At 49.7% G+C, this 25,243-nt stretch carries 27 protein-coding genes and 1 riboswitch; of the genes, 1 reads left to right on the forward strand and 26 read right to left on the reverse strand.

From position 1 onward, the window contains the following. Window positions 1-11: 11 nt before the first annotated feature. The 18 genes from lysA to DESGI_RS12320 all read right to left on the reverse strand — a co-directional run bounded on the left by lysA (window position 12) and on the right by DESGI_RS12320 (window position 18,049). Window positions 12-1,358 carry a diaminopimelate decarboxylase gene (gene lysA, locus DESGI_RS12230; protein ID WP_006521696.1) on the reverse strand — a complete coding sequence of 449 codons (1,347 nt, stop codon included), beginning with the start codon at window positions 1,356-1,358 and terminating at the stop codon, window positions 12-14. Between the two features lie 90 nt (window positions 1,359-1,448). Beyond that, window positions 1,449-1,670, reverse strand: a riboswitch (Lysine riboswitch). Window positions 1,671-1,994: 324 nt separating this feature from the next. Next, entirely contained in the window at window positions 1,995-3,350 is a 1,356-nt protein-coding gene (locus DESGI_RS12235; protein ID WP_006521698.1) for a TrpB-like pyridoxal phosphate-dependent enzyme, read from the reverse strand. A gap of 84 nt (window positions 3,351-3,434) precedes the next feature. Then, on the reverse strand, window positions 3,435-4,409 hold the full coding sequence (locus tag DESGI_RS12240; protein WP_006521699.1) for an acyl-CoA dehydratase activase: 975 nt from the start codon (window positions 4,407-4,409) through the stop codon (window positions 3,435-3,437). Further along, window positions 4,409-5,506 carry a hypothetical protein gene (locus DESGI_RS12245; protein WP_006521700.1) on the reverse strand — a complete coding sequence of 366 codons (1,098 nt, stop codon included), beginning with the start codon at window positions 5,504-5,506 and terminating at the stop codon, window positions 4,409-4,411. Before DESGI_RS12245 ends, DESGI_RS12240 begins: the two co-directional genes overlap by 1 nt. A 29-nt stretch (window positions 5,507-5,535) precedes the next feature. Further along, complete coding sequence (locus DESGI_RS12250) at window positions 5,536-6,531, reverse strand: acyl-CoA dehydratase activase-related protein (RefSeq protein ID WP_006521701.1); 996 nt, start codon at window positions 6,529-6,531, stop codon at window positions 5,536-5,538. A gap of 225 nt (window positions 6,532-6,756) precedes the next feature. Further along, on the reverse strand, window positions 6,757-8,289 hold the full coding sequence (locus tag DESGI_RS12255; protein ID WP_006521702.1) for a spore germination protein: 1,533 nt from the start codon (window positions 8,287-8,289) through the stop codon (window positions 6,757-6,759). After that, window positions 8,270-8,854 carry a stage V sporulation protein SpoVABEA gene (spoVAEA, locus tag DESGI_RS12260; RefSeq protein ID WP_006521703.1) on the reverse strand — a complete coding sequence of 195 codons (585 nt, stop codon included), beginning with the start codon at window positions 8,852-8,854 and terminating at the stop codon, window positions 8,270-8,272. Before spoVAEA ends, DESGI_RS12255 begins: the two co-directional genes overlap by 20 nt. 105 nt (window positions 8,855-8,959) lie before the next feature. Beyond that, the gene (locus DESGI_RS12265) at window positions 8,960-9,154 is read right to left on the reverse strand and encodes a dodecin family protein (protein WP_006521704.1); all 195 of its coding nucleotides are present in this window, start codon (window positions 9,152-9,154) and stop codon (window positions 8,960-8,962) included. A gap of 72 nt (window positions 9,155-9,226) precedes the next feature. Continuing rightward, window positions 9,227-10,003 (reverse strand): RNA polymerase sporulation sigma factor SigF, encoded by a 777-nt coding sequence (sigF, locus tag DESGI_RS12270; RefSeq protein ID WP_006521705.1) that lies wholly within the window; start codon window positions 10,001-10,003, stop codon window positions 9,227-9,229. Window positions 10,004-10,014: 11 nt separating this feature from the next. Next, complete coding sequence (gene spoIIAB / locus DESGI_RS12275; RefSeq protein WP_006521706.1) at window positions 10,015-10,455, reverse strand: anti-sigma F factor; 441 nt, start codon at window positions 10,453-10,455, stop codon at window positions 10,015-10,017. 109 nt (window positions 10,456-10,564) lie between these two features. After that, entirely contained in the window at window positions 10,565-10,903 is a 339-nt protein-coding gene (locus DESGI_RS12280) for an STAS domain-containing protein (RefSeq protein ID WP_006521707.1), read from the reverse strand. A 142-nt stretch (window positions 10,904-11,045) separates the two neighbouring features. Beyond that, window positions 11,046-12,302: a D-alanyl-D-alanine carboxypeptidase family protein gene (locus DESGI_RS12285; protein WP_006521708.1), complete on the reverse strand. Its 1,257-nt coding sequence runs from the start codon at window positions 12,300-12,302 to the stop codon at window positions 11,046-11,048. 78 nt (window positions 12,303-12,380) lie between these two features. Continuing rightward, on the reverse strand, window positions 12,381-13,682 hold the full coding sequence (locus DESGI_RS12290; RefSeq protein WP_006521709.1) for a pyrimidine-nucleoside phosphorylase: 1,302 nt from the start codon (window positions 13,680-13,682) through the stop codon (window positions 12,381-12,383). Between the two features lie 236 nt (window positions 13,683-13,918). Next, window positions 13,919-15,094, reverse strand: a complete 1,176-nt coding sequence (locus DESGI_RS12300; protein WP_006521711.1) for a phosphopentomutase — start codon at window positions 15,092-15,094, stop codon at window positions 13,919-13,921. 45 nt (window positions 15,095-15,139) lie between these two features. Continuing rightward, a complete protein-coding gene (gene xerD, locus DESGI_RS12305; RefSeq protein WP_006521712.1) occupies window positions 15,140-16,027 on the reverse strand; it encodes a site-specific tyrosine recombinase XerD in 888 nt (295 codons plus the stop codon). Between the two features lie 286 nt (window positions 16,028-16,313). Further along, window positions 16,314-16,493 carry a hypothetical protein gene (locus DESGI_RS12310; protein WP_006521713.1) on the reverse strand — a complete coding sequence of 60 codons (180 nt, stop codon included), beginning with the start codon at window positions 16,491-16,493 and terminating at the stop codon, window positions 16,314-16,316. 188 nt (window positions 16,494-16,681) lie between these two features. Beyond that, window positions 16,682-17,314 (reverse strand): stage II sporulation protein M, encoded by a 633-nt coding sequence (spoIIM, locus tag DESGI_RS12315; protein ID WP_006521714.1) that lies wholly within the window; start codon window positions 17,312-17,314, stop codon window positions 16,682-16,684. Between the two features lie 66 nt (window positions 17,315-17,380). Then, the gene (locus DESGI_RS12320) at window positions 17,381-18,049 is read right to left on the reverse strand and encodes a hypothetical protein (protein ID WP_006521715.1); all 669 of its coding nucleotides are present in this window, start codon (window positions 18,047-18,049) and stop codon (window positions 17,381-17,383) included. 77 nt (window positions 18,050-18,126) lie between these two features. Here DESGI_RS12320 and DESGI_RS26095 point away from each other — a divergent pair, with 77 nt between their 5' ends. Then, entirely contained in the window at window positions 18,127-18,255 is a 129-nt protein-coding gene (locus DESGI_RS26095) for a hypothetical protein (RefSeq protein ID WP_006521716.1), read from the forward strand. 12 nt (window positions 18,256-18,267) lie between these two features. Here DESGI_RS26095 and DESGI_RS12325 read toward each other — a convergent pair whose 3' ends face one another. The 8 genes from DESGI_RS12325 to DESGI_RS12360 form a co-directional block, all read right to left on the reverse strand. After that, window positions 18,268-19,374 carry a DUF3866 family protein gene (locus DESGI_RS12325; protein WP_006521717.1) on the reverse strand — a complete coding sequence of 369 codons (1,107 nt, stop codon included), beginning with the start codon at window positions 19,372-19,374 and terminating at the stop codon, window positions 18,268-18,270. Continuing rightward, complete coding sequence (locus DESGI_RS12330; protein WP_006521718.1) at window positions 19,371-20,516, reverse strand: M20/M25/M40 family metallo-hydrolase; 1,146 nt, start codon at window positions 20,514-20,516, stop codon at window positions 19,371-19,373. Before DESGI_RS12330 ends, DESGI_RS12325 begins: the two co-directional genes overlap by 4 nt. Before the next feature lie 361 nt (window positions 20,517-20,877). Further along, entirely contained in the window at window positions 20,878-21,423 is a 546-nt protein-coding gene (locus DESGI_RS12335) for a 2-oxoacid:ferredoxin oxidoreductase subunit gamma family protein (RefSeq protein WP_006521719.1), read from the reverse strand. Continuing rightward, on the reverse strand, window positions 21,423-22,175 hold the full coding sequence (locus tag DESGI_RS12340; RefSeq protein ID WP_006521720.1) for a thiamine pyrophosphate-dependent enzyme: 753 nt from the start codon (window positions 22,173-22,175) through the stop codon (window positions 21,423-21,425). Before DESGI_RS12340 ends, DESGI_RS12335 begins: the two co-directional genes overlap by 1 nt. Next, window positions 22,175-23,239, reverse strand: coding sequence for a 3-methyl-2-oxobutanoate dehydrogenase subunit VorB (locus DESGI_RS12345; protein WP_006521721.1), 1,065 nt, complete (start codon window positions 23,237-23,239; stop codon window positions 22,175-22,177). The genes DESGI_RS12340 and DESGI_RS12345 overlap by 1 nt, the downstream gene beginning before the upstream one ends. After that, on the reverse strand, window positions 23,232-23,453 hold the full coding sequence (locus tag DESGI_RS12350; protein ID WP_006521722.1) for a 4Fe-4S dicluster domain-containing protein: 222 nt from the start codon (window positions 23,451-23,453) through the stop codon (window positions 23,232-23,234). The genes DESGI_RS12345 and DESGI_RS12350 overlap by 8 nt, the downstream gene beginning before the upstream one ends. A 188-nt stretch (window positions 23,454-23,641) precedes the next feature. Beyond that, entirely contained in the window at window positions 23,642-24,337 is a 696-nt protein-coding gene (locus tag DESGI_RS12355; protein WP_006521723.1) for a hypothetical protein, read from the reverse strand. Between the two features lie 43 nt (window positions 24,338-24,380). Continuing rightward, window positions 24,381-25,235, reverse strand: a complete 855-nt coding sequence (locus tag DESGI_RS12360; RefSeq protein ID WP_006521724.1) for an MraY family glycosyltransferase — start codon at window positions 25,233-25,235, stop codon at window positions 24,381-24,383. Window positions 25,236-25,243: the final 8 nt, after the last annotated feature.

Below are 25,243 nucleotides of genomic sequence, written 5' to 3' on the forward strand. Positions count from 1 at the left end.
CACACTGGCTCTTACCGCCCGGCACCAGCGATTTTAACCACCCGGCTCTCACCTAACCGCTCCGGCACCACATCATTTCTGATTAAATCATCATAAGTTTCCCGGGCCACGATAATATCCGCCGCGCCATCCCGAACCAACACCATGGCCGGGCGGGGGAGGCGGTTATAATTCATCGACATGGAATAGTTATAAGCTCCCGTGGCGGATACCGACAGAATATCGCCGGGGGCGGGAGTGGGGAGATCAATATCCCAAATCAGCATATCGCCCGATTCACAACACTTTCCGGCTATGGAAACTGTCTCCTGGGGCTGTTGGGCCGCCCGGTTTGCCAGCAGCGCTTCATAGCGGGATTGGTACAATGCCGGCCTGGGATTGTCGCCCATACCGCCATCCACCGCCACATATTTGCGAATGCCAGGTATATTTTTCACCGCACCCACCGTATACAGTGTCGTTCCGGCCGGGCCACTGATGGAACGGCCGGGCTCCACCAGCACCCTGGGTACTATCAGATCATGTGCTTGGGCCAAAGTTTTTACCGCCTGTACCAGCATGTCGGCGTATTTACTCACTGGCTGGGGTTCATCTGCGGCGGTATAGTATATGCCCATGCCGCCGCCAAAGTTCATTTCTTCCGGCTGCCAGCCTGTTTCCCGGCGCACTTCGGCGGCAAAACCAAGCATTACCTCAGCTGCGTGAGCGTAAGATTGCAGCTCAAATATCTGCGAGCCGATATGGCAGTGCAGCCCGGTAAGCTGGACATTCTCAAGGGCCAGCGCCTGCTTGATTATTTCCATGGCCTGCCCGTTTTCAATGACCATGCCAAACTTGCTGTCAATTTGCCCGGTTTTGATATATTCATGAGTATGCGCTTCCACCCCGGGGGTCAGTCGCAGCATAATTTTGGCCCGAACACCCGCCTCACCGGCCAGCCGGTCAAGCATTTGCAGTTCATGCGGGTTATCCACCATAATCCGGCCAACCTTATATTCCAAAGCTAATTTTAGCTCGGCAGCCGATTTGTTATTACCGTGGAAATATACCCGTTCCATGGGAAAACGTGCCTTTTTGGCGGTATATAACTCGCCGCCCGATACCACATCCAGGCTTAATCCTTCCTCGGCTACCATACGGCAAACTGCCAGAGTAAGCAATGTTTTAGCGGCATATAATACTATACCGTCGTATTTTTCCGTAAAAGCCCGGTAATAGTTGCGACAATTTTGCCGGAAGTATTGTTCATCCAATACATATAAAGGCGTGCCAAATCTCTCGGCCAGCTCCACGGTATCGCAACCGCCTATTTCAAGGTGACCCTTATCGTTAATTTGCATTGTGCCCTGTAACTTCATCAAGTTTCCTCCGTTCAGTCAGGAATAATTAAACCTCCTTCCATGCGGAGTGAAAGGAGGCTATATGCACATACCGACCCTTTCCGTTTCCCCGGTGATAGCTCTCCACCCGGCCGGCATCAAAAGCACGCGCTTGTTCCAGCAGCGCATACAAGCGCCTGCGGGTGACAGTCCGGCACTTATTCAATGCCAAACCAGCCTGGTGTTACGGGAATAGCACCGAACTTCGGCGGTCTACCCTTTCACCCCGGCTCATGGGACTCCCGCTCCTCACCGTTGGCTACTTTTGCACACCGCGCCTCTACACCTCCCAGCGGAGATGAGGTCTATTTACTTGTGCACATTTTAACACGGTTTAATTAATTAAGTCAATTGAGTATGTTTTAGGCGGCAAATATACCTTTGCCGCCTAAAATAATCCATATACGCAACTTACTCAAACAGTTAACCTTTTATTGCAACACACCCTAACATTTTTCGATCTCTAATAACCGGCACTATGCTTAAGGCACTAAATGCTAAAGGGAGAAATATGATCCATGGAATACCTGGGCCAGGTTTAAATATTATATCAACTGGTACCGTTGGAAAGGTCAACTTTCAACCTTTCAACACCTGGCACCAAAAGTGGGACGCCTATATTTTAGGCAAGTTTTTCAGGGCGCTGGACAGTATCTCTTCAGGTAGCGGGTAGTCTTCCATTTTGCCCGCCATGTACTTGTCGTAGGATGGCAGGTCCAGCAACCCGTGACCGCTCAGGTTAAACAGTATGGTGCGGGCCTCGCCCGCTTCTTTGGCTGCCAGGGCCTCGTTAATGGCACATTGGATGGCGTGGGATGATTCCGGCGCGGGTACCACGCCCTCGCAGCGGGCAAACAATATAGCTCCCTTGAATATGGAGGTTTGATCCAAAGAGGTAGCTTCAATAATGCCGTCATGCAGCAACTGGCTTACCAGGGGTGAGTCTCCGTGGTAGCGCAGCCCGCCTGAGTGTATACTGGGCGGCATGAACTCGGAACCTAAAGTGTACATATACAGCAGTGGAGTCAGTCCGGCCACATCGCCAAAATCGTAAGCGAACTGTCCCCGGGTAAGCGTAGGACATGAAGAAGGCTCAGCTGCAATGAGCCTTACTTTGGCACCCTGCACAAGCTTATCGTATACAAACGGAAAAGCCATGCCGGAGAAATTGCTGCCGCCGCCGCAACACGCAATCACTATATCGGGGTAATCCCCGGCTTTGGCCATTTGCTCCTTGGCTTCCAGACCAATGACGGTCTGGTGCAGCATTACATGGTTCAACACACTGCCCAGGGCATAGTTAGTGTCGTCACGCTGGGCAGCAACTTCCACCGCCTCGCTGATGGCAATGCCCAGGCTGCCCGGGCTTTCCGGATCGGCAGCCAGCACTTTACGGCCTGCCTCCGTCTCATCGCTGGGACTGGCCACCACCGTGGAACCATAAATTTGCATCATGGACCGGCGGTAGGGTTTTTGATCGTAACTCACCTTAACCATGTAAACTTTACATTCCATACCAAAGAAATTGCAGGCCTGGCTCAGGGCCACACCCCACTGGCCAGCTCCCGTTTCGGTAGTCAGCCGGTTGATACCTTCTTGCTTATTAAAATAAGCCTGTGGCACGGCGGTGTTCAGCTTATGGCTGCCCGCAGGGCTGGCGCCTTCATACTTATAGTATATTTTAGCCGGTGTATCCAGCGCCTTTTCCAGGCGGCGGGCCCGGCAAAGGGGCGAAGGGCGCCACAGGCGGTATATTTCCCGCACCTCATCAGGGATTTCAATCCACCGCTCCTGGGTGACTTCTTGCTTGATCAACTCCATGGGGAAAATAGCGGATAAATCTTCAGGGCCGACGGGCTGCTTGGTAGCCGGGTGCAGCGGCGGCTTGGGCAAATTAGGCATGTCCGCCATAATGTTGTACCATTTTTCAGGCATTTCCTTTTCTGTGAGCAAAATCTTTACATCGCTCATCTCTTCTGAACTCCTCTCTACTCGGGTTTTAAAGAAGTATAAACCCATTGTAGGCTATGATATATTTTTCCGCAAGGGGCAATATTAACTAATTTTTTCGTGACGAGCCAGGGCATTGCTCCAGCGACCGCAGCGGTCACCCCAGCGGGCAATGACCTTCCCGGATTCAAGTATTTCCACCACTTCGCATACATTGGGACAGCCGTCACAGGCAAAACCACCTGCCTTAAAATCCATTTCCGCAACCTCAAATCCCTTAAAACGGGTGCTTTTACGATTGGTGGCTTCCCTGGCCAGCATGGCAGCGCCCAGTGCCCCCATAACGTTATAATAAGGAGGTACATGCACCGTATAGCCCAGCGCTTTTTCAAAGGCGGTCTTCATACCGGCATTGGCGGCCACCCCGCCCTGAAACACAATAGGCGGCAGTATCTCTTTGCCTTTGCCTACGTTGTTCAAATAATTGCGCACCAGCGCCTCGCACAGCCCGGCTAAAATATCGGGTACATTATAACCCATTTGCTGTTTATGAATCATATCACTTTCGGCAAAAACCGCGCAGCGCCCCGCAATGCGCACCGGTACTGTGGTCTGCAGCGCCAGGGGGCCAAACTCTTCAATTTTTATATTCAGGCGGGAGGCCTGCTGGTCTAAAAATGAACCTGTCCCTGCGGCGCAAACTGTATTCATGGCAAAATCCGCCACCACCCCGTTGCGCAGTATAATTATTTTGGAGTCCTGGCCACCAATTTCCAATATGGTTTGTACACCGGGCTCCACATTGGAGGCAGCAATGGCGTGAGTTGTGATTTCATTTTTAATAATATCAGCGCCGGTGATCACCCCGGCCAGGTGACGGCCGCTGCCCGTAGTGCCCACACCGGCCACTTTGACTTTGTCCGGCAGTGCAGCCTGCATTTGTTTTAAACCCTGCTGCACCACTTCGATGGGTCTTCCCCGGGTGCGCAGGTAAAAGCTCTGTTTTACCGTCCCATCCTCACCAATCAACACTAGATTAGTACTCACCGAGCCCACATCTATACCTAGATATCCATACATTACGCCAACACCTCCCCGTTTTGTTTTTTTCTGGCCAGCAAATCCACAAATGCTTCCAACCTGGTAACCAAACCGGCCTCCCCGGACTGTTCGTCCACAATTAATGTCATGGCCGGAATACCCAATTCAGCACTTACCCTGGGCAAAATGCTCTGGGCCACTATTTCCGGCATACAAGTAAAGGGTAGCAATTGAATCACGCCGTCATAGCCTTCCTCGGCATACAGTACCGTATTGCCTACAGTTTCCATGCCGTGCCCGCCTACAAAATGCCCCAAATATTTAACAGCCTTTTGCCTGACTAGATGGCTGCTGCGCATATTTTTTACCAGTCCCATAAACAGGTGTTCATTAATCCATTCGCTAAGATAAATAGAGCGATCCACTTCCACCCCCAGGTTACCCAGCTTGCGCTCTATATCCAGGTTGGTGAAAGGCTCCAGCAAGGTGTAGATCTCCCCCACCAGGCCAATACGCAGCACCGGCCTGTGCTTATCCAGCGGTACAGCATTCATCATTTCTACAGCCCTGTTTAGGGCCGCCGGTAGTTTTTCCGGCACATTCACAGCAATAATTTCCCGCAGCGCGTTCTGCAGCGCCAGGTCGGTAGCACCAGCTTGGATTTCCCGTGGGCGGCAATAATGAGACATCCTTTCCAATTTATCTACCGCCTCAGCCTTGCGGTAACCGAAACGGATACCATTAATCACCCGCCGCCAGGATTGGTGACCGGTGATATGTTTAATCTTACCCAACAATTCGCCAATGTGTTTTTGGGGCGGCTCGAGCACTACCAGCTGGTACCTGTAGCCAAGATCCCGCAGTATGGCGTGCTCCACATGGGCGTAATAGCCAAACCGGCAAGGTCCACACCCACCGGCCATTACAATGGTATCCGCGCCTAATTCTGCTGCCTCCATAAAATTCCCCAAATTTAGTTTTAGTGGCATACAAGCAAATTCAGGGGCATGCTTGACCCCCAGCAGCAACGTTTTTTTGCTGGAGGGCGGCGGCACCACCACCTCAACGTTGAGATATTCCAGCATGGCTTTAATACATATCCACATATGTCCCATGTGGGGGTAAACTACCTTCACTGATATCTACACCTTTCCTACTCATCTATCTACAACGTGGCAGCCACATCGTCCAGTTGGCGGCGCCATCTGACCATATCCATAAACGCCTCAAGGCGCGTGATCATACCGGCCTCACCGGTATGTTCGTCAATGGTCAAATTAAGCAATGGCTTGCGCGAACCTTGCCGGGCGTATCTTTCAATTAACTCTCCCGTCATTGAATCCGGCCCACAGCCAAAGGAGGCCACATGAATCAGCCCGTCCACATCCGGGTGGTCGAAATAGTAAAAAGCGGCACCCACCATGCGCTGGTTTAATGTCCAAAACAACTGTTTGGGCAGTTTGCCGGCCTCCCTGCGAAAGACATCATCCGGCAAGTGATCCGCGGTTACAACATTAGCCCCGTATTCCCGCAGCCTCTTAATCATGTTCATACTGATATAGCGATCATATATATTGTACGGGTGGCCGATAACAGCAATGGTGACGTCATGAACGCCTCCATCTTGGCCCTGGTTGCCATAATTGGGTTTGTCTCCATCTTCAACCGGCAGCCGTCCCGCCTCCATATCCCGGTAATGACTATGCAGCGATTCCAGAGAAGCTTTATAGGCCATATAAATGCGGGCCGGGTTGCGGGTAAACTGCCTGCCCACCGCATAAAACAAATTATACAGGCTGCTGCCTTTGCGGTATAAATCCATATTGTTATCAATTAGAGGCGGCAGGTTATCAATATTATTACGCACCATGTCGGGAAAACCCAAAAACTTGGGGCAGATATATTCCCTCCGGGCAGTGCTGACTATGCGCGGCAGAAATATGTAGTCCACCCTGTCCTTAAGATCCAGTACATGGCCCACCGCCAGCTTGACAGGCAAACAAGCCTCATCAACGGTGGATTTTAATCCTTTTTCTAATATCCCCCTGGTGGTCTCCCGGGAAACCACGGTTTTTACGCCCAGGCGGTCAAAGAAAGTTTTCCACTGAGGATAATAGTAATAGTAAAGCAAAGCTCTGGGTATGCCCACTGTAACGGACATAGTTAAAATGCCTCCGTTCCGGTACTTTTCTCACATTAAGGTATTATGAACTAAAAAATAAATTGGTATACAAGGTTGCATTTTTATTTTCACATTTGTCCAATAATCGATGGTTCAATGGCCATAAATATAAAAAAACCCGGCACATGTCCAGGTTTTTTTTTATTATCATACGAAACCCCAGTTAACATATTTTGGTTATAGCTTTGGTACAAAAAGCCACAATTATCTTTTATCCTGCTTCTTATTCCGTTCCTCCGGTTTGCGAGCCGGTACCGGAACAGCCTGCCGGTCTGAATCACGGGGTTTTAAAATACTGGGCCGCACATTGCTCACCGGTACCGGGCGGCGCACTATAATGTTGTATAAAGCCCTGGCATTAAAGGGTATCAGCGGCCACATGTAAGGCACCCCGAAAGAACGGGTAAATACCATTAAAGCCAGCACCAGCACCATGCCCAGCAGTAACCCGGGCAGGCGGAAAAATCCCACCATTACCAGCAAGAACAAGCGGATCAGCCGGTTGGCGAAGCCCAATTCGTAACTGGGCGTAAGGTAATTGCCAACCACCGCCGCAGCTGTATACATAATCACTTCAGCGTTAAACAGCCCCACGGTCACCGCCAGATCACCGATCAATAGCGCGGCAATAAGGCCAACCGCAGTAGCTAGCGCGGTGGGAGTGTGGATGGTGGCCATGCGCACCATGTCCACTGCTGCCTCGGCAATGAGAAACTGAATAAATATTGGTATTTTCCCTATTTCCTCAGGTCCGATAAATTTCAGTGCAGGCGGCAGTATACCGGGCTGCAGCACCGCCAGCAGCCACAGGGGCAGTAGAAACACGGAAGCGGCCACCCCCATGTACCTGATAAAGCGCATAAATACCCCCGCCGCAGGGTTTTGCCGGTATTCCTCGGCGTGCTGCATGTGGTGGAAATAGGTGGCCGGAGTAATCATGACGCTGGGCGAGGTATCCACCATCACCAACACATGTCCTTCCAGCAAGTGTATAGCGGCCACGTCCGGCCTTTCCGTATAACGCACTCTGGGTAGCGGGTTCCAATAGTTCCCGGGTGTAATAAGCTCTTCCACAGCCTTCTCAGCCATCGGCAGCCCATCAATATTAATCGCACCAATTTTTTCCCGGATACTGTCGACCAAATCCTCATTGGCAATATCCTCAATGTAGCAGATAACTATATCTGTCTTGGAACGATTCCCCGCCTGGGTATATTCCATACGCAGCTTGGGGTCCCGAATGCGACGTCTGATCAGTGCAGTGTTAAATACCAGCGTTTCAGTAAAACCATCCCTGGAGCCCCGCACCACTCTTTCCAAATCGGGTTCTTCGGGATTACGGGCCGGGTAGGTACGAACATCCAGCAAGATGGCCTGATCCAGTCCGTCAACAATAAGGGCCAGAGGGCCGGAAAGCATTTTTTCGATCAAGTCTTCCAGGTATTCCGACGGCTGCACTTCAACGTAGTTAATATGCTTTAAAAAAAGTTTTTGAAATGCATCCACTGACAGGTCTTCATGGTCCAATTGATGCAAGTTGTATAAAATTTCCGTCATCAATTCGGCATTCGCAAAGGCATCGACAAACAACATTAATGTCTTGCGACCACCGATAATCATTTCCCGCCTGACGATATCAAAGTTTTTATCAAAAGCTAATTTTTCAGCCAGCAAATCTTTGTTGACATCCAGGTGTTTACTTAGCCTGGTCTTGTTCTCAATGGCAGCGGGTGCCATCGTATCCACTCCTCTTGATAATTTCCCTTAATGCTTTAGTAGTTAGCGGCGCACCGAAAGCATAGGAATCGGCATAATTCATTTTACCTACATCACCAATACCTATAATTACCGGCAGATTTAACTCATCCAACACTTCCACGGTATCACCACACAGTACATCACCGTTGCAGCCACTGGCCTGCCCCAATTTATCCACCGGCCCGTCCACTAAATCGGCGTGGCAGTCCACTGATAAATCTACATGGGCTCCGTGCGTAAACTCGGTATTGGAGGCCACCGCCAGGGCACCTAAAATGCGTATATCCGGGTGCCGGGCCAGGTAAGCCAGCGCCGACTCACCGCGTCCCATGCCGTGCTTACCCTTATCATCAAGCATAATCACCACCGGCTCGTGAGCAGCCTGCTTAATTAAACAGACCAATTGTTCCCCTGTCAAAGTAGTTGGGTTGCCGGCCGATGCGGAAATACAGCGGGCCCCAATGTTATGCGCAGCTATTTCCACAGTTCTTTTAGCCATTTTGTCCCCGTCTGTCACCACTATTACACTGATTGGTTTACCCACTATTTGCTCCCCTTGTATATCCAGTGATTATCTTTGGGATAATTAGGATTGTTTACATAGTAACCCCAGTTAAAATAAGGACACCTTAAAAGGTGTCCTTATTTTTTAACTGGTATGAGCTACTTTGAGGTTAGCTTTATACTCCACTACCCGGCCATTTTCCACATTGGCAGTAAAGTTAACTACCTCCACACCAACAATATTGTTTGTTGTTTTGGAGGCTTCGGTAATAGCAGACTGCACCGCACTGCGCCAACCGTCTGTTGATTCCCCCACCATTTCCATAACTTTGATATGCATAATACAATCCCCCTTCTGCAAAATTAATTCTATTGGCAATTGTATTATTTGTTCTATAACGTTTTTTATACGTTACTGGGCGCTTTCCATCAAGTCCCGCAGTTTTTGCAGAGCCTGACGTTCCAAGCGGGAAACCTGCACCTGGGAAAGTCCCAGCCGGTCAGCAATTTCCCCCTGGGTTTTATCGCCGAAAAATCGCCACAGCAGTATGAGCCGGTCCCTGTCCGGTAATCTCTTCAGCACCTCTTTTACAGCAATATTATCCAGCCAGGGCATATCTCCACCGTCACCCTCGCTAAGCTGGTCAAGCAAATATATGGGATCACCGTCATCCTGGTGCAGTGTTTCATAAATGGAGGCCGGGGATTGGGATGCCTCCAGTGCCGTCACTACTTCCTCCCTGGGTATCCCTAATTCAACGGCAATTTCATTAATTGTAGGCTCACGGCCCATTTTAGCCACCAGAATATCCCGTGTCTGCTGAACTTTATAAGCAGTTTCTTTAATGGAGCGGCTTACCTTGATGGGGTTGTCATCACGTAAAAACCGCCTTATTTCGCCCACTATCATGGGCACAGCATAAGTGGAAAAGCGCACATTATAGCTCATGTCAAACTTATCAATGGCCTTCATTAACCCGATGCAGCCAATCTGAAAAAGGTCCTCCAACTCATAACCCCGGTTTTGAAAGCGCTTGACCAGGTTGAAAACCAGCTTTAAATTGCAATTGACCAGTCGTTCCCTGGCTTGCTCGTCCCCTGCCTGGGCCCGGGATAGCAGGTCTTTCATTTCCGCATCCTTAAGCAGGGGAAAGCGGGGCAGGTTCATTTCCATTAACCGATTACTCATGGTTATTCCCCCTATTGCTCAGGCACTGCTTTACGGCCGGGTGTACCCGCCCTTCTGCTCATTTTTACCCGAGTGCCCTTACCCGGTGAGGAAGATACATTAAACTTTTCCATAAATGACTGCATAAAGGAAAATCCCAGGCCCATCCGCTCCGGATTAGTGGAATAAGCGGGTTCCATAGCTTTGGGAATATCTTTTATACCCTTACCATGATCAATTACTTCTATTTCCATAAATTCCTCAGCAACTTTTATTTCCAACCGGACTGTACAGTCCGGGTTACTATCATACCCATGAACTATAGCATTGGTCACCGCTTCGGAGACCGCCACCTTAATTTCTTCTAAATCAGATAATGTAAAATCCAACTGAGAGGCAAAAGCTGCCACTGCTACCCGGGCAAAAGAAACGTTTACCGGACGGCTGGAAAACTCAAGCACGGCTTTATTCAATTACTGCAACCTCCTTTACAGGCCAGGCTACCTGGCATCTCTCTATAAACCAGCTAATGTATTGGTTGAATACTCATATGTTTTAGTTTAGCTAATCTTTAACAGCTCTCTATCCAATCTTGTCCTTCAGTATATTAACCGAAGGATACATTTCCATCAAACGTGGCAGTCCGGACAGATCCAGCACTTTTTTCACCTGGGGCTTGGCACCTACCAGATACACCTTTCCCCCCCCGGCTGCAACTTTTTTGTACCGGCCTAAAATAACCCCCAAACCGGCGCTATCCACAAAATCCACTTTGGTCAAGTCAAAGACCAGCCGGTTGACAGCATAATCCGTAAGTGCCCGGTCCACATCTTGACGCAGTGAATCGGTCAGACTAATATCTACCTCACCGACTACAGATACTATCAGATAATTATTTTCCCTTTTAATTGTATAATTCACAACTGACCACCTCAACTCGCCAGGAATGTTTTTCAATAACACTTCTACATTTTACCATATGAGGTAAACAATATCAACCAAGCATGTTTAATTAAAAAGACTTCCGGACATTATCCGGAAGTCTTTTTGAATATCCAGGCGGTTAAAAAACCTGATCAAGAGCCTTGTGCATTTGCCGGAACACCGAAGCCCTGCCAACCTGGTTCTGGGCTAGTAATGGCACACGCTGCACTTCTTTCTCCCCTTCCAGCAAAACGAACTCGCCCACCTTTTGCCCCTTATTCAGTGGGGCAATAATTTCCTCCGGCAAAAGCGCTTTTCCTTTATAATTTTGCTTTTGTCCCCTGGGTACCGCCATGGCGATATCCGCACCCGCAATAACGCCTACCTGGTCAATGGTACCTTTGCTTACATTAACTATTTTGATCCTTTCCCCCCGCTGGGCAAAATGAACAGCCTCATAGCGAGCAAAACCGTAATTGAAAATTTTGATGGTTTCCCTGAAGTGACTGCGGGGCTCCGGTGTACCCAGCACCACTGAAATCAGCCGCAGGCCGTCCCGCTTGGCTGTGGCCGCCAGGCAATATTTGGCTTCATTAGTCCAGCCTGTTTTACCCGCGTCCACTCCCTCGTACCACTTGAGCAGTTTATTGGTGTTCCATAATACAAAGTCTCCACCCCTGATATCATATCTGTAAATAGAAGAAATTTTAGTGAATTGCGGGTATGTCAAAGCCTGCCGCAAAATTATCGCCATGTCGTGGGCGGAGGTATAATGGTTTTCGGCGGGCAGCCCGGTGGGATTAGCAAACCTGGTATGCCGGCAACCCAGTTCTTTGGCCCGGTTATTCATCATTTCCACGAACGCTTCTTCCGACCCGGCAATATGCTCTGCCACGGCTACGGATGCGTCATTGGCCGATCCCACGGCCACGGAGATCAACATATCCTCCATACCCATTTCCTCGCCGGGTTCCAGATAAATTTGTGAACCTCCCATACTCCAGGCATTTTCCGAAACCGTAACCCGATCTTTAAGGCTTATTTTACCCTGATCCAGTGCTTCGCAGGCCAACAACATGGTCATAATTTTAGTCACACTGGCCATGGGTAGCTCTTTGTCCTGTTCTTTAGACCAGAGCACTTTGCCAGTGGCTGCATCCATCAGCACGGCTGCTTCCGCAGTGGTTTCCATAGTCGCAGCAGGCACCTCCGCAGCGGCTTTCCGGGCTGCACCGGGATTTTGCTCGATGGTTGCCTGCGTTACCCCGGGCGCTGTCCCGTTGGGTACCGCACCGGTTGTTGGTGTACCGGTTGCCGCCAGCGCAGGCCCGGTAACGGTGACAATCAAAACCAGTATCAGCACCATTATTATGGCACAAATATTTTTTCTTTTCATCACACTTCCCCCCTGTTTTTTTCAGCTCAAAATATTATGTGAAGCTGAGTAAAAGTTATACGGGCGGGAAGTGGGACATTATTTTATAACATCATAAACAACCGGCAATTCTTCTGGCCTTTGCGGTCCTATAGCGAATGCATTGTTTAAAATTTGGCTGCTTTGCCGGTTTATAGTACTATTGCTGTGCAAAACAGCCAGCACATCCCCGTGTTTCACCTCATCCCCAACTTTTTTCTTTAAAGTTATACCGGCAGCGTAATCAACCGGCTCATTTTTAGTTTTTCTTCCTGCACCAAGCAGCATAGCCGCAATACCCACCGGCTCGGCGGCAATGCTTTGAATATAACCGGCTGTATCAGACTTTAATTCCAGGTGATTTTGGGCCCGGGGCAGCAGACCGGGATTATCCACCACTGCCGTCCGGCCGCCCTGCGCCTGGATAAATTGCTTTAACTTAGCCATGGCCCCACCGCCGCGCAACAATCCAGCCAATGCAGTGCATGCCTGGTTAAAATCTGTATAGATGCCCCCGGCCATCGTCATATAAGCGGCCACTGTTAAGCAGGTTTTAACTAAACCTGCTTCCCCTTGACCACTAAGCACCTCAATGGCTTCTTTAATTTCGTTGGCGTTGCCGACTTCATAACCCAACGGCTGGTTCATATCCGTGATTATGGCAATGGTCTTTTTATTCAAGCCTTTACCTATCTGCACCATTGTTTCAGCCAATTCACGGGCATCAGACAAGGTTTTCATAAAGGCACCGGAACCCATCTTAACGTCAAGGACAATGGCATCGGCCCCGGAGGCTATTTTTTTACTCATGATGGAGCTGGCAATTAAAGGTATGGAATTAACCGTTGCGGTAACATCCCGCAGCGCATAAATTTTTTTATCGGCGGGAGTTAAATTACCAGTTTGACTTACGATGGCTATTTTATGCTTATTTACTTGATCTATAAATTCCTCCTTGGTAAGCTCAACATTAAAGCCCTCGATTGATTCCAGCTTATCTATAGTGCCACCGGTATGCCCCAGGCCACGACCGGACATTTTGGCCACCGGAACACCTGCGGCAGCCACCAGCGGACCCACAATTAAACTGGTTTTATCCCCCACACCTCCAGTCGAGTGCTTATCAACCTTGATACCGTGTATGCCGGATAAATCCATAATGTCGCCGGAATTAACCATAGCCAGAGTTAAATGGGTGGTTTCTTCCGTATCCATACCCTGAAAATACACTGCCATTAAAAATGCTGACATTTGATAGTCGGGAATTGTTTCGTTGGTAAAACCGCTGACTATAAAATCTATTTCCTCTTTATTCAGACTGTATCCATCACGTTTTTTTTGTATCAAATCAACCGTTCTCATACCGGTGCCTCCCTGAACAGGTAAATTTAATCTGTATACCAATGACCTGCAAGGCCGCTATTAAACTTAAACAATACCACTGATAGCCTTTTAGGGTGTTCGCAAAGTCCCCACGAGATTTACTTCGAATTTCTGCGTTGGCTTGGCTTCTGCGGTGCTCACTTATTTCCGTATAGGCTCCGTCCCTCAAAGTTTTCGTCGCCTTGATAGCAACACTGATCGAATTTATGAATGTTTTATTCAGTAATTGCACTGGCAAATTCCTCGCCAGTATCAAAAGTAAGTCCGAAAAGCCGGGCTACCGTGGCTGCCACATCGCTAAAACTGGTGCGAACGCCTAAATCCACTCCTTTTTTTATACTCTTACCGGCTACTAAAAGAGGCACGTATTCTCTGGAATGGTCTGTGCTGGCGGTAGTGGGGTCACACCCGTGGTCGGCCGTTAATATTAGCACATCCGCCGGGTTTAAAGCACAGATTAGTTCCGGCAACCGCTGGTCGAATTCTTCCAGGGCATTGGCGTAACCGCTGGGATCGTTGCGGTGGCCGTATTGCTGGTCAAAGTCCACCAGATTGGTAAAAATAAGACCGCTGAAACTCTCTCGCATTAATGTAAGGGTTTTGTCCACCCCGTCCATATTGTTTTTGGTATGTACCGAAGTGGAGATGCCCTGACCTGCAAAAATATCGTTGATCTTGCCCACTGCGGCTACCGTTAGACCATTTTCAACCAATACATTTAATACCGTAGGTCTGGGCGGCATAATGGAGTAGTCATGGCGGTTGGCGGTGCGCTTGAATGAACCCGGCGAACCGACAAAAGGCCGGGCAATCACCCGGCCCACCGCATACTCACCGGTAAGCAATTCCCGGGCTATCTGGCACATGCGATACAACTCTTCCAGGGGAATCACTTCTTCATGGGCAGCAATTTGAAATACGCTGTCCGCTGAAGTGTACACAATGGGGTGGCCGGTTTGCATATGCAATGCGCCCAGTTCCTCTATAATCGCTGTTCCCGAAGCTGCCTTGTTGCCCAGTATGTCCCTGCCGATGCTTTGCTTAAATGGCTCGATGATTTCGGCCGGAAAACCATCTGGGAAAACCGGAAAGGGCTTATTCAATATAACGCCTGCAATTTCCCAATGCCCGGTGGTGGTATCTTTGCCGGGAGAGCGTTCGGCCATTTTACCGTAGCACGCGGTGGGATTATCCACAGGGGGCACGCCCAATATTTCTGCTATCCGTCCCAGGCCCATCTGACTTAGATGCGGCAGTTTCAGACCGCCTACGGCCAAGGAACAATTAACCAGCGTATTGCACCCGCAATCACCGTATTTACCGGCATCCAGCAGCTCGCCAATTCCGGCGCTATCCAACACAATAATGATTACTTTTTTATTAACTGGCATTTATACTAACTCCTTTAGATATTTTTTATAGATATTTTTCATAATTTAAGCCCGGGGATGATGCTTGTTATAGATTTCCCTTAACTTGGTGCGGGTTAAATGGGTATAGATCTGGGTTGTGGTAATATCGGCATGGCCCAGCATTTCCTGCAATGCGCGCAGGTCAGCACCGTTTTCCAGTAAATGAGTAGCAAAGGAGTGTCGCAATGTATGCGGTGTAATAGTCTTGGCTATACCTGCTTCCATAGCATATTTTTTAACAATTTTCCAAAACCCCTGCCGGGTAAGACGTTTACCCCGCATATTTAAGAATAATGCCTGCTCTTTATGGTTTGCGGTTATTTTAGCCCTTCCCCGGCGCAGGTATTCCATCAAAAAGTTTCTGGCCACCGTACCTACCGGTATAATACGCTCCTTGGCGCCTTTGCCCAGGCAACGTACATAACCCCGTTCATAATCCACCTGGTCCACATCCAGGGCCAGCAGCTCAGAAACCCGCATACCGGTGGCGTACATCAATTCCAGCATGGCTTTATCCCTGAGCCCGGCAGTATTGCCAACCCGGGGCTGCTCCAGTAATCTTTCAATTTCCTCCTGAGTAAGCACCCCGGGTAATTTCTTTGGTGGACCCGGTGATTCCAGGTTAGCCATGGGATCGCTACCCAGCACCTGCTCGTCCACCAGGAAGCGGCAAAAGATTTTCAACGCCGCCATATGCCGTGATACTGTGGCGGGCGAGCGACCATTTTTTTTCAATTCCAAAAGGTAGTTTAATACTAAATTACGGTCAATCCCCCCGGCATCCTTCACCTGGCGCTGTACACAAAAAGATTTAAATTGTTTTAAATCCAAGGCATAAGATATAATTGTATTTTGAGCCAGTCCCCTTTCCACTGCCAGGAAATTTAAAAAATGTCTAATATATATTTCCACATTTTAACACCACCGTTTTATAAAGAGCTATTCAATAACATGCCGGCTAATCCTTTTTTACAATGAGTGATAAAGCTGAAAAACCCGTTTAATAAAATTAAGTAAATATAAATATTTTTAATTCATTCTACCACAATTTTCCCTTTTCCCCCGAAGAAAAAAGGCCCTCGGAGGGCCTTTATTGTTTATAATAAAATTATAAAGTAAATACTACCGGGTTCATCTTCTTTGTTGCAAATCTGGTTATTGCGAACATAGTAAACCTTATTGATTTATTGACAGCGGATTAATTTAAATGCTGCTCGACCCTTAAGGGTTCATTGGTTGTTTTATTATCCTCAATCCAGTTGGTTTTAAGCACTGAGTACAACTGGGCAATCAATATACACAATATACACATCACTAGTACCAGACGTGCCAATAATAAAACCTTTTCCTTAACCCGGGAAACCACCACAAAAAACATTCTCGTGTGCCCCCTTCATTCATTATCTACAAAAAACACATCAACGATGGATTTACCAAAAGTCGACCGGTTACCTGTATTAACAATGTAGCTTAAACTTGTGGCAATCCGACACGCTGCCCACCTACTGCCATAACATGTATATTAATGTATTTAAAGGTAGGTTTTATGGCATTTTATGATTCTTTTTACCAACCTGCCATCAGCGAGGCTGAAAGTCTGGTCAGTTCCGGCGTAATATAGCCTTCAGCCAGGGCGGCCAAGGCAAAGACTACCAAACACCCAGCCATGATTAATGAATAACCAACGAATTGATGGCCAACCCGGGTTTGTGAGTTATTGAATCTTTTAATCAACAGCAAAGAGAAAGAAAGAGAAGCAGTTCCACCGATAATCAGAGCAGGAATAAAGAGAATGTTTTGCGGCAACATGGAAATTAGGACAATGCAAAATTCCCGCCAATCCGGGTGCGCAGTTAAGAAACCCACAGTAAATCCCAGCACAAAGCCGCGGAAAAAAATAAGCGCAAGCACCAGGGGCAGGCAAATGATGGTCAAGCCCAGTATATACATCACTAACCCCAGCAGCAGGTTGTCATACAGCGACCCCTTGAACATTTGCACCCGGTCCACTTCTATTTCCGCAGCCTGGGCTAAAAAAGACTGCAAATAGCGCTGTAATTCTGCAGTTTGCTCATCCGGTAATGTATTGACCCCCAGCGAACCCAGTAATATGCCTGCACTGAAAATAACAATAACGATAAGATACAGCGGCCAGCTTTGCTGGAGGGAGGCGGCAATTAAACCGCGCATGTTACCCATACCACCGCTCCCTTTGTATAACCTGTCCATGCCTATATATATGAGCGGTACAGCACTGATTATGACTCAACTCAAATATTCTTCAATAATTGTACGGGTAATATATTCTGCTGCCAGAACATCTTCCAGTGAATTACCGCTGGCAGCCACCACAGTGATACCTGCATCCAGTGCCCGGGCTTTTTGGATGGCCCGGGCGGCTGCAGCCCGAGCGGGTGCAGCTCCCTTTTGGCGCATGGTTCTGGCCACAGTGCCGGTAAGCACCGCCGATGCTCCGGCACAAACGGCCGCGTCGTAAGCTACCCCCCCGGTGGCAGTGGCCGCTATTACCACCTGGTTATGCAAATCATACAATTTAGGTGTTTCAGCGCCAATATTGGGTAATACCGCCGATATATCCGCTCCAGCCCGGGCCAAGCCACCGGTCACCCCGGTGATTTTGCCCAGCCGCTCATCATCCGTACCCACCCGGGGCTCAGCCACCAAAACCACCCCGGTGCCCTTTTCCCGGGCTACCTGCCCTGCCAGCCAACCTATAGCGGCCGGATCTATGGCCACAGGTGGCGCAGCGCCATCAGGCGCAGCCCCGAAAACAGCGCAGGCACCCGCATCCAGGGCTGCCTCCAGGGTAGTGGACATATCAATAACATCCACAATCACCACCACATCCCCTTGCCTGGCGGCGTTGGCCGCCCCGCTGGCGTTAACAGTCATTTTAACAATAGGTATTTTCATGTTTTTCCTCCGGCATAATAAAAAATTACCTGCATAGAATTAAAGATGTATTTTGGATTTAACAAGGGGGATTTTTTATGCGTTTATTTATAACCAAAAATGGATTTTGCTTTAGCGGCAAAGTTAGCGAGTTCAGGCAACTAATACGCCCCTGGTCCCAAACCAACGTTACATTGCGGGAGTTTATCGCCTCCACATTACATTAACAAAGATATAAATCACTGGCCCCCTGCTTCTATGCCGGAGTGGATTAACCCGGCGGCATAAATACCAGCAGCACCGGCAGCCAGGAAAAAGGCAGGGTCATCGGCCGGTGTGCGCCCCATGGAAGTAACCCTGATGCCCCGGCGATCCAATTCCTCCAGGGCCGGCCGGCCGTTTGCCCAGGCCAGCCGGTGCTTATCCACCGGCCAGGCCCGGCTGTACTGATCCTGTATTAAATTACGCTGCCCGGTGTCGACCAGCTCAGGCAGCACCACCGTGCAGGGGGTCAGAGCTATCCTACCCAGAGCGGTTATTGTATGGTGACTGATACCCCGGTGCCTTTGCCGGGCATCAGCAAAACTAATGCGCGGAATGGCTACCGGGCGCCCCCCCAGTATGTTCACAGCGTTGATTATTTCTCCCTGCTCTACACCGGTAAAGCCCAGCGGGGACGCAGTACCCACAATACCTGGACCCATGGCCACAATTATTACATCCGCACGGGCCACCGCCTTTGCCGTCAGCAGCGCGGTATAAATATTGATGCACTCCCAGTCGCCGCCGAAAGCGTGGCCGCAGGTAGCGGTGGCATCCACCAGGCCTTTTGTTTGCAATTCATAAACCAGGTTGCTAAGGGGCAGCGGCAGAGCCGCCCCGTCCGTCATCACATAAACAACCCGGGCCCTGCCACCGGTGGCTGCCTTGACACCTGCGGCCGCAGGCGCCAGCATACTGTGCAGCGTACCCACCACCACCGGGACACCGTCCAGAGAGGTGGTGTTTTTAATAATTTCAGCGTCGGGGCTGTCGGGTTCTTCCGCAGCCAGCACCTTGACCTGGCATGGGCTGTAGCGCAATTTCATAATATGTCCGCTTTGGCGGGCATTATGCTTCGGATTGGATACATTGGCCATCACAAAATGGGCTCCGCCCGTGCCCAGCTTTTTATTCACTGCAGTGGTATTCAACACCACAGTATCCCCAGCGTCCACCGGTCCAGTGAGGAGATCATAGTTGTAAGCTTTCTGCTCCGGCTCCCCCGGTATCTGAACTTTTATCTCGGTTAAATTGCTCCGCCGGGAATTGACAGCCAGCACCCGGCCCTGCCGTGTCCTGATCAAAATGCCCATTCTCCCTTCCCAGTCGCACAGTTAGCCGCTGTACTGATGATGGCCAGCACATATGAAGCATCCAGTATCAGATCATCAACAGTTATACATTCATCAGTGGTATGCACCTTTTGCATGGCAATGCCCAGATTTACCGCCGATATGCCGTGCTCGTTAAATATGTGAGTATCGCTGCCGCCGCCTGTACCCTTAACCACAGGCTCCAGACCCAAATCCCGGGCCGCCTTTTGGGCCAGCTGCACCACCGGCGCATCAACGGGAACCGCCATGGCGGGATAAATGGTTTCCACCTTAACCTCCACCTGGGCACCACCCTCCCGGGCCGCCTGTTCCAGCGCATCGCGGATGGCCTGGGTCTGTTTAATACGTTTTTGTTCCTGCAGGCTTCGCGTTTCTCCCTTGATCATTACTTTTTCGGGTACGATATTAATAGCCACACCACCGGAAATGATACCTATATTAGCAGTGGTTTCGTGGTCAATACGGCCCAACTGCATGGTTGCAATAGCCCGGGAAGCCACCTGGATGGCATTGACCCCGTCCTCAGGGTTGATACCGGCATGAGCCGCCACGCCCATCATTTCGGCGTATATTTCATCCTGGGACGGTCCCTGGTTAATAATAGTACCCGCCGGGCCATTGCTGTCCAGCACATAACCCATTCGGGCCTTCAGACGGGAAAAATCCAAAAACTTAACGCCTGATAACCCCACTTCTTCACAAACAGTGAACACCAGCTCCAGTTCACCGTGCGGCAGTTTTTGCTCCTGCAGCACCCGCACCGCCTCCAGTATAGCGGCAATACCTGCTTTATCATCGGCACCCAGCACGGTTGCCCCGGCGGAGCGAATAACGCCGTTTTCTTCCACAGGATTAATGCCGCGCCCCGGCGATACCGTATCCATATGGGCCGAGAACATAAGTGCGGGCACGTCAGTGCTGCCGGGCAAGCGGGCAACCAGGTTGCCTGTATCCGAGCCTGTTTTGGGCCCGGCATCATCCACATAAACGGTAAAACCCAACTGCTGCAGCTTCTCCACAAGCAGCTTAGCCATGTTACCTTCATGCCGGCTTTCACTATCCACCCGCACCATTTCCATAAATTCGGCTACCAACCGATCCCTATTTATCAATGGAACCCCACCTTTGCAAACTAATGTTACTAATATAATAACCGCCAGAAGCCCGGCTGTAAAATGCCGGATAACTGGCGGTTACCAAAAGGATATAGCTTGATAGTGTTTATATGCTGGTGTGATTGCTTGCTAGAGTGTTTGCCTGCGAAGTGTTTTGATGCGAAGTGCTTTGATGTTAATGCTTATATGCTAACTGCTTCTATGTTAAATGCTTGTATGATAAAGCTTATGTGTTACAGCTTAAAGGGATGAGTATAAAAAGTTTTTCTGTTTTTCAGCAAAAGGTTTTTTGTGTAGTGTCACATTTACCACCAAGACATATCCAATTATTCAAATATTGAAGTTAGTTTAATAAAGTTTAAGCCTGACCCCTGGCTAGCTGGCGGCCTTTTTCCAGGGCTTCGCCGTTGATGGGGATGAGATTATGGCGTTTGGGGGGCAGTACTTTTTTCAAGGACTCCAACACGGCATCGTTGGATACAACTCCGGTTAATTCCAGCAGAGCGCCCAAAATGATGTTATTGGCCACCTTGCCATTACCCAGTTCCTCGGCCATATCGTTGGCCGGCACGTAAACTGTGCGCACATCGGTGCGCTTGGTTTTTATGTTTATTAGCGAGCTGTTTACTAAAATCAGCCCGCCCGGCGCCACAGCGGGCTCAAACTTCTCCAGGGAAGGCCGGTTCATGGCTATCAGCACGGTTGGCTCGCTGACCACCGGTGAACTGATAGGCTCGCTGGAAATGGTTACACCACAGTTGGCCGTACCGCCGCGCATTTCCGGACCATAGGAGGGAATCCAGGCCACATGCTTGTCCTCCATCATTCCGGCATAGGCCAGCAGTTGACCTGTGGATAACACGCCCTGCCCGCCAAAACCCGCAATTAATATACCCTCAAACATTATAGCTGAACCTCCTCCGCCGGAGTCTTGTACTCACCCAGTGGGTAATAAGAAATCATGTTTTCTTCCAACCATTTCAGCGCCTCCAAGGGTGACAGACCCCAGTTGGTTGGACAGGCGCTGAGTATTTCCACCAGGGTGAACCCATCACCGCGCATCTGCACGTCAAAAGCTTTACGAATGGCTTTTTTGGCCATGGCAATATGCTTGGGATTATGCAGGGAAACCCGGGCCAAGTAAGCAGTGCCGTCCAGTGGTGCCAGCATTTCACAAACCTTGACGGGCAAACCGTTGACATCCTTATCACGGCCGTAGGGGGTGGTGGTGGTTTTCTGCCCCAGCAGTGTGGTGGGGGCCATCTGCCCACCGGTCATGGCATAAATTGCGTTGTTAATAAATATGACGGTTATCTTTTCGCCGCGGGCCGCCGCGTGCACCAGCTCGCCTGTGCCGATGGCTGCCGCGTCGCCATCGCCCTGGTAAGTAAACACCAGGCGGTCAGGCAACACCCGCTTGACGCCTGTACCCACCGCCGGTGCCCGGCCGTGAGCAGCCTGATACATATCAATATTTAGATAGTTAAATATAAATACAGAACAGCCTACTGGAGCTATGCCCAGTGCCCGCTCGTAAATATCCATTTCATCAATGACCTCAGCCACCAGCCTGTGAGCAATGCCGTGGGTGCAGCCCGGGCAGTAATGGAATGGTATATCATTCAGCGACTCCGGCCTGGTAAAAATTTTTTTCATTATACCGCACCCCCGTTGTACAGTTTTTTAACTTCTGCAAGTACATCCCGGGCCACGGGTATCATGCCGCCCACCCGGCCGTAAAAATGCACCGGCTTTCTACCTTCCACAGCCAGGCGCACATCTTCCACCATTTGGCCCATATTCATTTCCACCGACAGGAATTGTTCCGCAGTTTCCCTCACCCGGGCAAATACATCGTTGGGGAACGGCCAAACCGAGATTGGCCTGATTAAGCCGACCGCCAGGCCTTCTTGCCGGGCGCGGTCGACTACGGCTTTACAAATCCTGGCGCAGGTACCGAAGGCTACAATGACCAGTTTGGCATTATCCAGCTGGTATTCTTCCCAGCGCTGCTCTTCCTTTGCTATAACGGCATATTTTTGGGCCAATTCAATATTATGTTTTTCGCATTCCTCGGGCACAATATATAACGAGTTAATTAATCGCCTGGGACCGCCTTTTTTACGTCCCGTGGCAGCCCAAGCTTTTTCCGGCGCCTGCACCAGTACCTCTTCACTTAACTCCACCGGCTCCATCATCTGGCCTAAAATACCATCGGCCAGCAGCATAACGGGGTTGCGATATTTATCCGCCAAATCAAAGGCATCCTGCATTAAGTCGATGATTTCCTGCACCGATGCGGGAGCAAGGACAATCAGCCGGTAATCACCATGCCCGCCGCCTTTGACCGCCTGCAAATAATCGGACTGGGCAGGTGCTATGTTACCAAGGCCCGGGCCGCCCCTGATCATATTCACCACTACACAGGGCAGCTCAGCGCCGGCCAGATAAGAGAGACCCTCTTGCATCAAAGTAATGCCGGGGCCTGAAGATGATGTCATTACCCGGGCACCGGCCCCGGCAGCACCATAAACCATGTTGGCGGCCGCTGTTTCACTTTCCGACTGCAGGTATACTCCGCCGACCTGGGGCATACGCTTGGCCAAATAATGCGGCAATTCGCTCTGCGGGGTAATGGGATAGCCGAAAAAGTAGCGACAACCGGCCCGCACGGCACCTTCTCCCAGTGCTTCATTACCTTTCATCAATACTTTAGCCAACCTTCTTTTCCTCCTTTGCCACTTCAATTACCAAATCAGGACACATGCGGGCACACAGTGCACACCCGGTGCACTTTTCGGGTTCTTCCACAGTGGCCGGGTGAAAACCCATTACATTGATGTGCCCGGCCATCTTGATCAATTGTTTGGGACATACTGCCGTGCATAATTTGCATCCTTTGCAGCGATCTTCCCGAAATGTTATTTGCGCCAAAAAAAAACCTCCCTCTAATACATAAATGTGTATATGGATATAAAATTACTCACTTAAAAAGTCACTAATTGTTTAGTTGAAACACTTAACCCAGCGGTTGATCCGGGCAGAAACAAGCACATCCGATCGTCAACAAATAATAGGAGAATTACCCGTTAACGGCTGACTTTCAGTTAGATTGCCCACAGTTAAAATAATCCCGACCCTACGGCCCAAGGGGGCAGCATGTTTTTTTCTATGGGGAATACCGGTATGCCAGGCATACGCCCTGCCATTTCACGAGCCAGCGGGCTATGCACTGCCAGGAAAGCTATGGGTAGGCCTAACTGCCGGGCTGCATCCTCGATTATGGAATGACCCGCTAGAATTGTCTCCGGGTCGGTGGCCGAGCCAAGATTGGTGTTACTCACCAGAGCGCTGACCTGTAAGCGTGATGCCTTTTCCACCGCCCGCAGCATTTTAATTATACCATCCACTGTGCGGGTGAAGGGCCGGCAGGCATTGGCCACAAAGAACATATTGTAGGAACCGTATGGCAAGTAAGGTTTAAAACGGCCCAAAGCGGTGGCACCGATTTCATCGCCACCCACATCAAAAACGCCCTGAACCCGTTCGTCTTCTAAAACACCCAAAATAGACGGTGGCAGGGCGGGCACATCGGCACCGGCCAATTCCCCGGGCGGGCATACTACACGCAAATCCTTTTTCTCCAGTTCCTCACGCATTAACCTGGTGCGAAAGTATGGATTAATAATATCAAGGTCAACAATGCCAACCCGTGCGTATTGTTTTTTCAGCCAAAGAGCATAGTTTATGGCCAGCTCAGTCTTGCCGCTGCCCAAATTGCCTGTAAATAAAGTTATTCTTTTCATATCATTAAGCAAATGTATACACCCCTACTCAAGACCAACAAATAAATATTCGACACTATTTTTTGGGTTCCTTCTCCCGCCCCAGCATATCCAGATAATTCAGTACATAATTACCGGAAATAATGCGGGTCAACGAGTATTTTTCAGTAATTATGTGTATTATTACCAGAGCTGCCAGGTAACCGGTTCGGTAATACCCCTCAAGGGACGCGGCGGCTGTCAAACCAATGACCATACCCAGCGTATTAGACCCGGCATCACCCATCATGGCCCGAGCTTTTAAATCGACAGGCAAAAAAGCCAGCAAGGCACCCAGTGTCATGGTGGCCATCACTGCTTCCGGGCTACCCAGCGCTGCAGGCAGCAGTATTATGTAAAGTAATATAAACACCTTACCGGCCCGGCCCGGCCGAAGATCAAATAAATTTAACAGGTTTACAGAGAGGGCTATAATTAAAGCACTATCCATTACTTTCCAAATGTCGTTTGGATATAGCCGGGCTGCTAAAATAAGCGCCAGCATCCCACCCCCCAGCGCTTTTACTGCACCGGTGGTTAAACGACCCCTGGCCAGGGCTTTAAAGTGACCCATTAAGCCGGATGCCTCCCGGCTGCCCCAAAAATCATCCATCAACCCTAAAAAAGCCGCCCCGGACATGGCCAATAAATAAAGTAACGCGGTATCACGTAAACCCGGCGGCCATAAAAAAAACAGGGGCAGCACCACAATCACCGCAGCAATAAAAAAAACAACCCCTGCGGCCAGCGGTATTTTTTCCCCCTTAAAATTGGGTCGCACAAAGTCCGCTTCAGTTATCATAGCCAGTATTTTTTCCCTTATTAATAAAGCTACTAAAAAAGCCAGTACCAAACCCACCGGCAAATAAAACAATTCCGGTCGCCAGATCAATTATTTCA

Origin of the sequence: Desulfoscipio gibsoniae DSM 7213 (genome assembly GCF_000233715.2) — a bacterium.
GTDB classification, from domain to species: domain Bacteria; phylum Bacillota; class Desulfotomaculia; order Desulfotomaculales; family Desulfallaceae; genus Sporotomaculum; species Sporotomaculum gibsoniae.

Bases quoted from the DNA above. Each gene is read 5' to 3' on its own strand.
- lysA (WP_006521696.1), bottom strand. From the start codon at position 1,358: ATGAAGTTACAGGGCACAATGCAAATTAACGATAAGGGTCACCTTGAA.
- DESGI_RS12235 (WP_006521698.1), bottom strand. From the start codon at position 3,350: ATGAGCGATGTAAAGATTTTGCTCACAGAAAAGGAAATGCCTGAAAAA.
- DESGI_RS12240 (WP_006521699.1), bottom strand. From the start codon at position 4,409: ATGTATGGATATCTAGGTATAGATGTGGGCTCGGTGAGTACTAATCTA.
- DESGI_RS12250 (WP_006521701.1), bottom strand. From the start codon at position 6,531: ATGTCCGTTACAGTGGGCATACCCAGAGCTTTGCTTTACTATTACTAT.
- DESGI_RS12255 (WP_006521702.1), bottom strand. From the start codon at position 8,289: ATGGCACCCGCTGCCATTGAGAACAAGACCAGGCTAAGTAAACACCTG.
- DESGI_RS12265 (WP_006521704.1), bottom strand. From the start codon at position 9,154: ATGCATATCAAAGTTATGGAAATGGTGGGGGAATCAACAGACGGTTGG.
- sigF (WP_006521705.1), bottom strand. From the start codon at position 10,003: ATGAGTAATCGGTTAATGGAAATGAACCTGCCCCGCTTTCCCCTGCTT.
- DESGI_RS12285 (WP_006521708.1), bottom strand. From the start codon at position 12,302: ATGAAAAGAAAAAATATTTGTGCCATAATAATGGTGCTGATACTGGTT.
- DESGI_RS12290 (WP_006521709.1), bottom strand. From the start codon at position 13,682: ATGAGAACGGTTGATTTGATACAAAAAAAACGTGATGGATACAGTCTG.
- DESGI_RS12300 (WP_006521711.1), bottom strand. From the start codon at position 15,094: ATGCCAGTTAATAAAAAAGTAATCATTATTGTGTTGGATAGCGCCGGA.
- DESGI_RS12310 (WP_006521713.1), bottom strand. From the start codon at position 16,493: ATGTTTTTTGTGGTGGTTTCCCGGGTTAAGGAAAAGGTTTTATTATTG.
- spoIIM (WP_006521714.1), bottom strand. From the start codon at position 17,314: ATGGGTAACATGCGCGGTTTAATTGCCGCCTCCCTCCAGCAAAGCTGG.
- DESGI_RS12320 (WP_006521715.1), bottom strand. From the start codon at position 18,049: ATGAAAATACCTATTGTTAAAATGACTGTTAACGCCAGCGGGGCGGCC.
- DESGI_RS26095 (WP_006521716.1), top strand. From the start codon at position 18,127: ATGCGTTTATTTATAACCAAAAATGGATTTTGCTTTAGCGGCAAAGTT.
- DESGI_RS12335 (WP_006521719.1), bottom strand. From the start codon at position 21,423: ATGTTTGAGGGTATATTAATTGCGGGTTTTGGCGGGCAGGGCGTGTTA.
- DESGI_RS12340 (WP_006521720.1), bottom strand. From the start codon at position 22,175: ATGAAAAAAATTTTTACCAGGCCGGAGTCGCTGAATGATATACCATTC.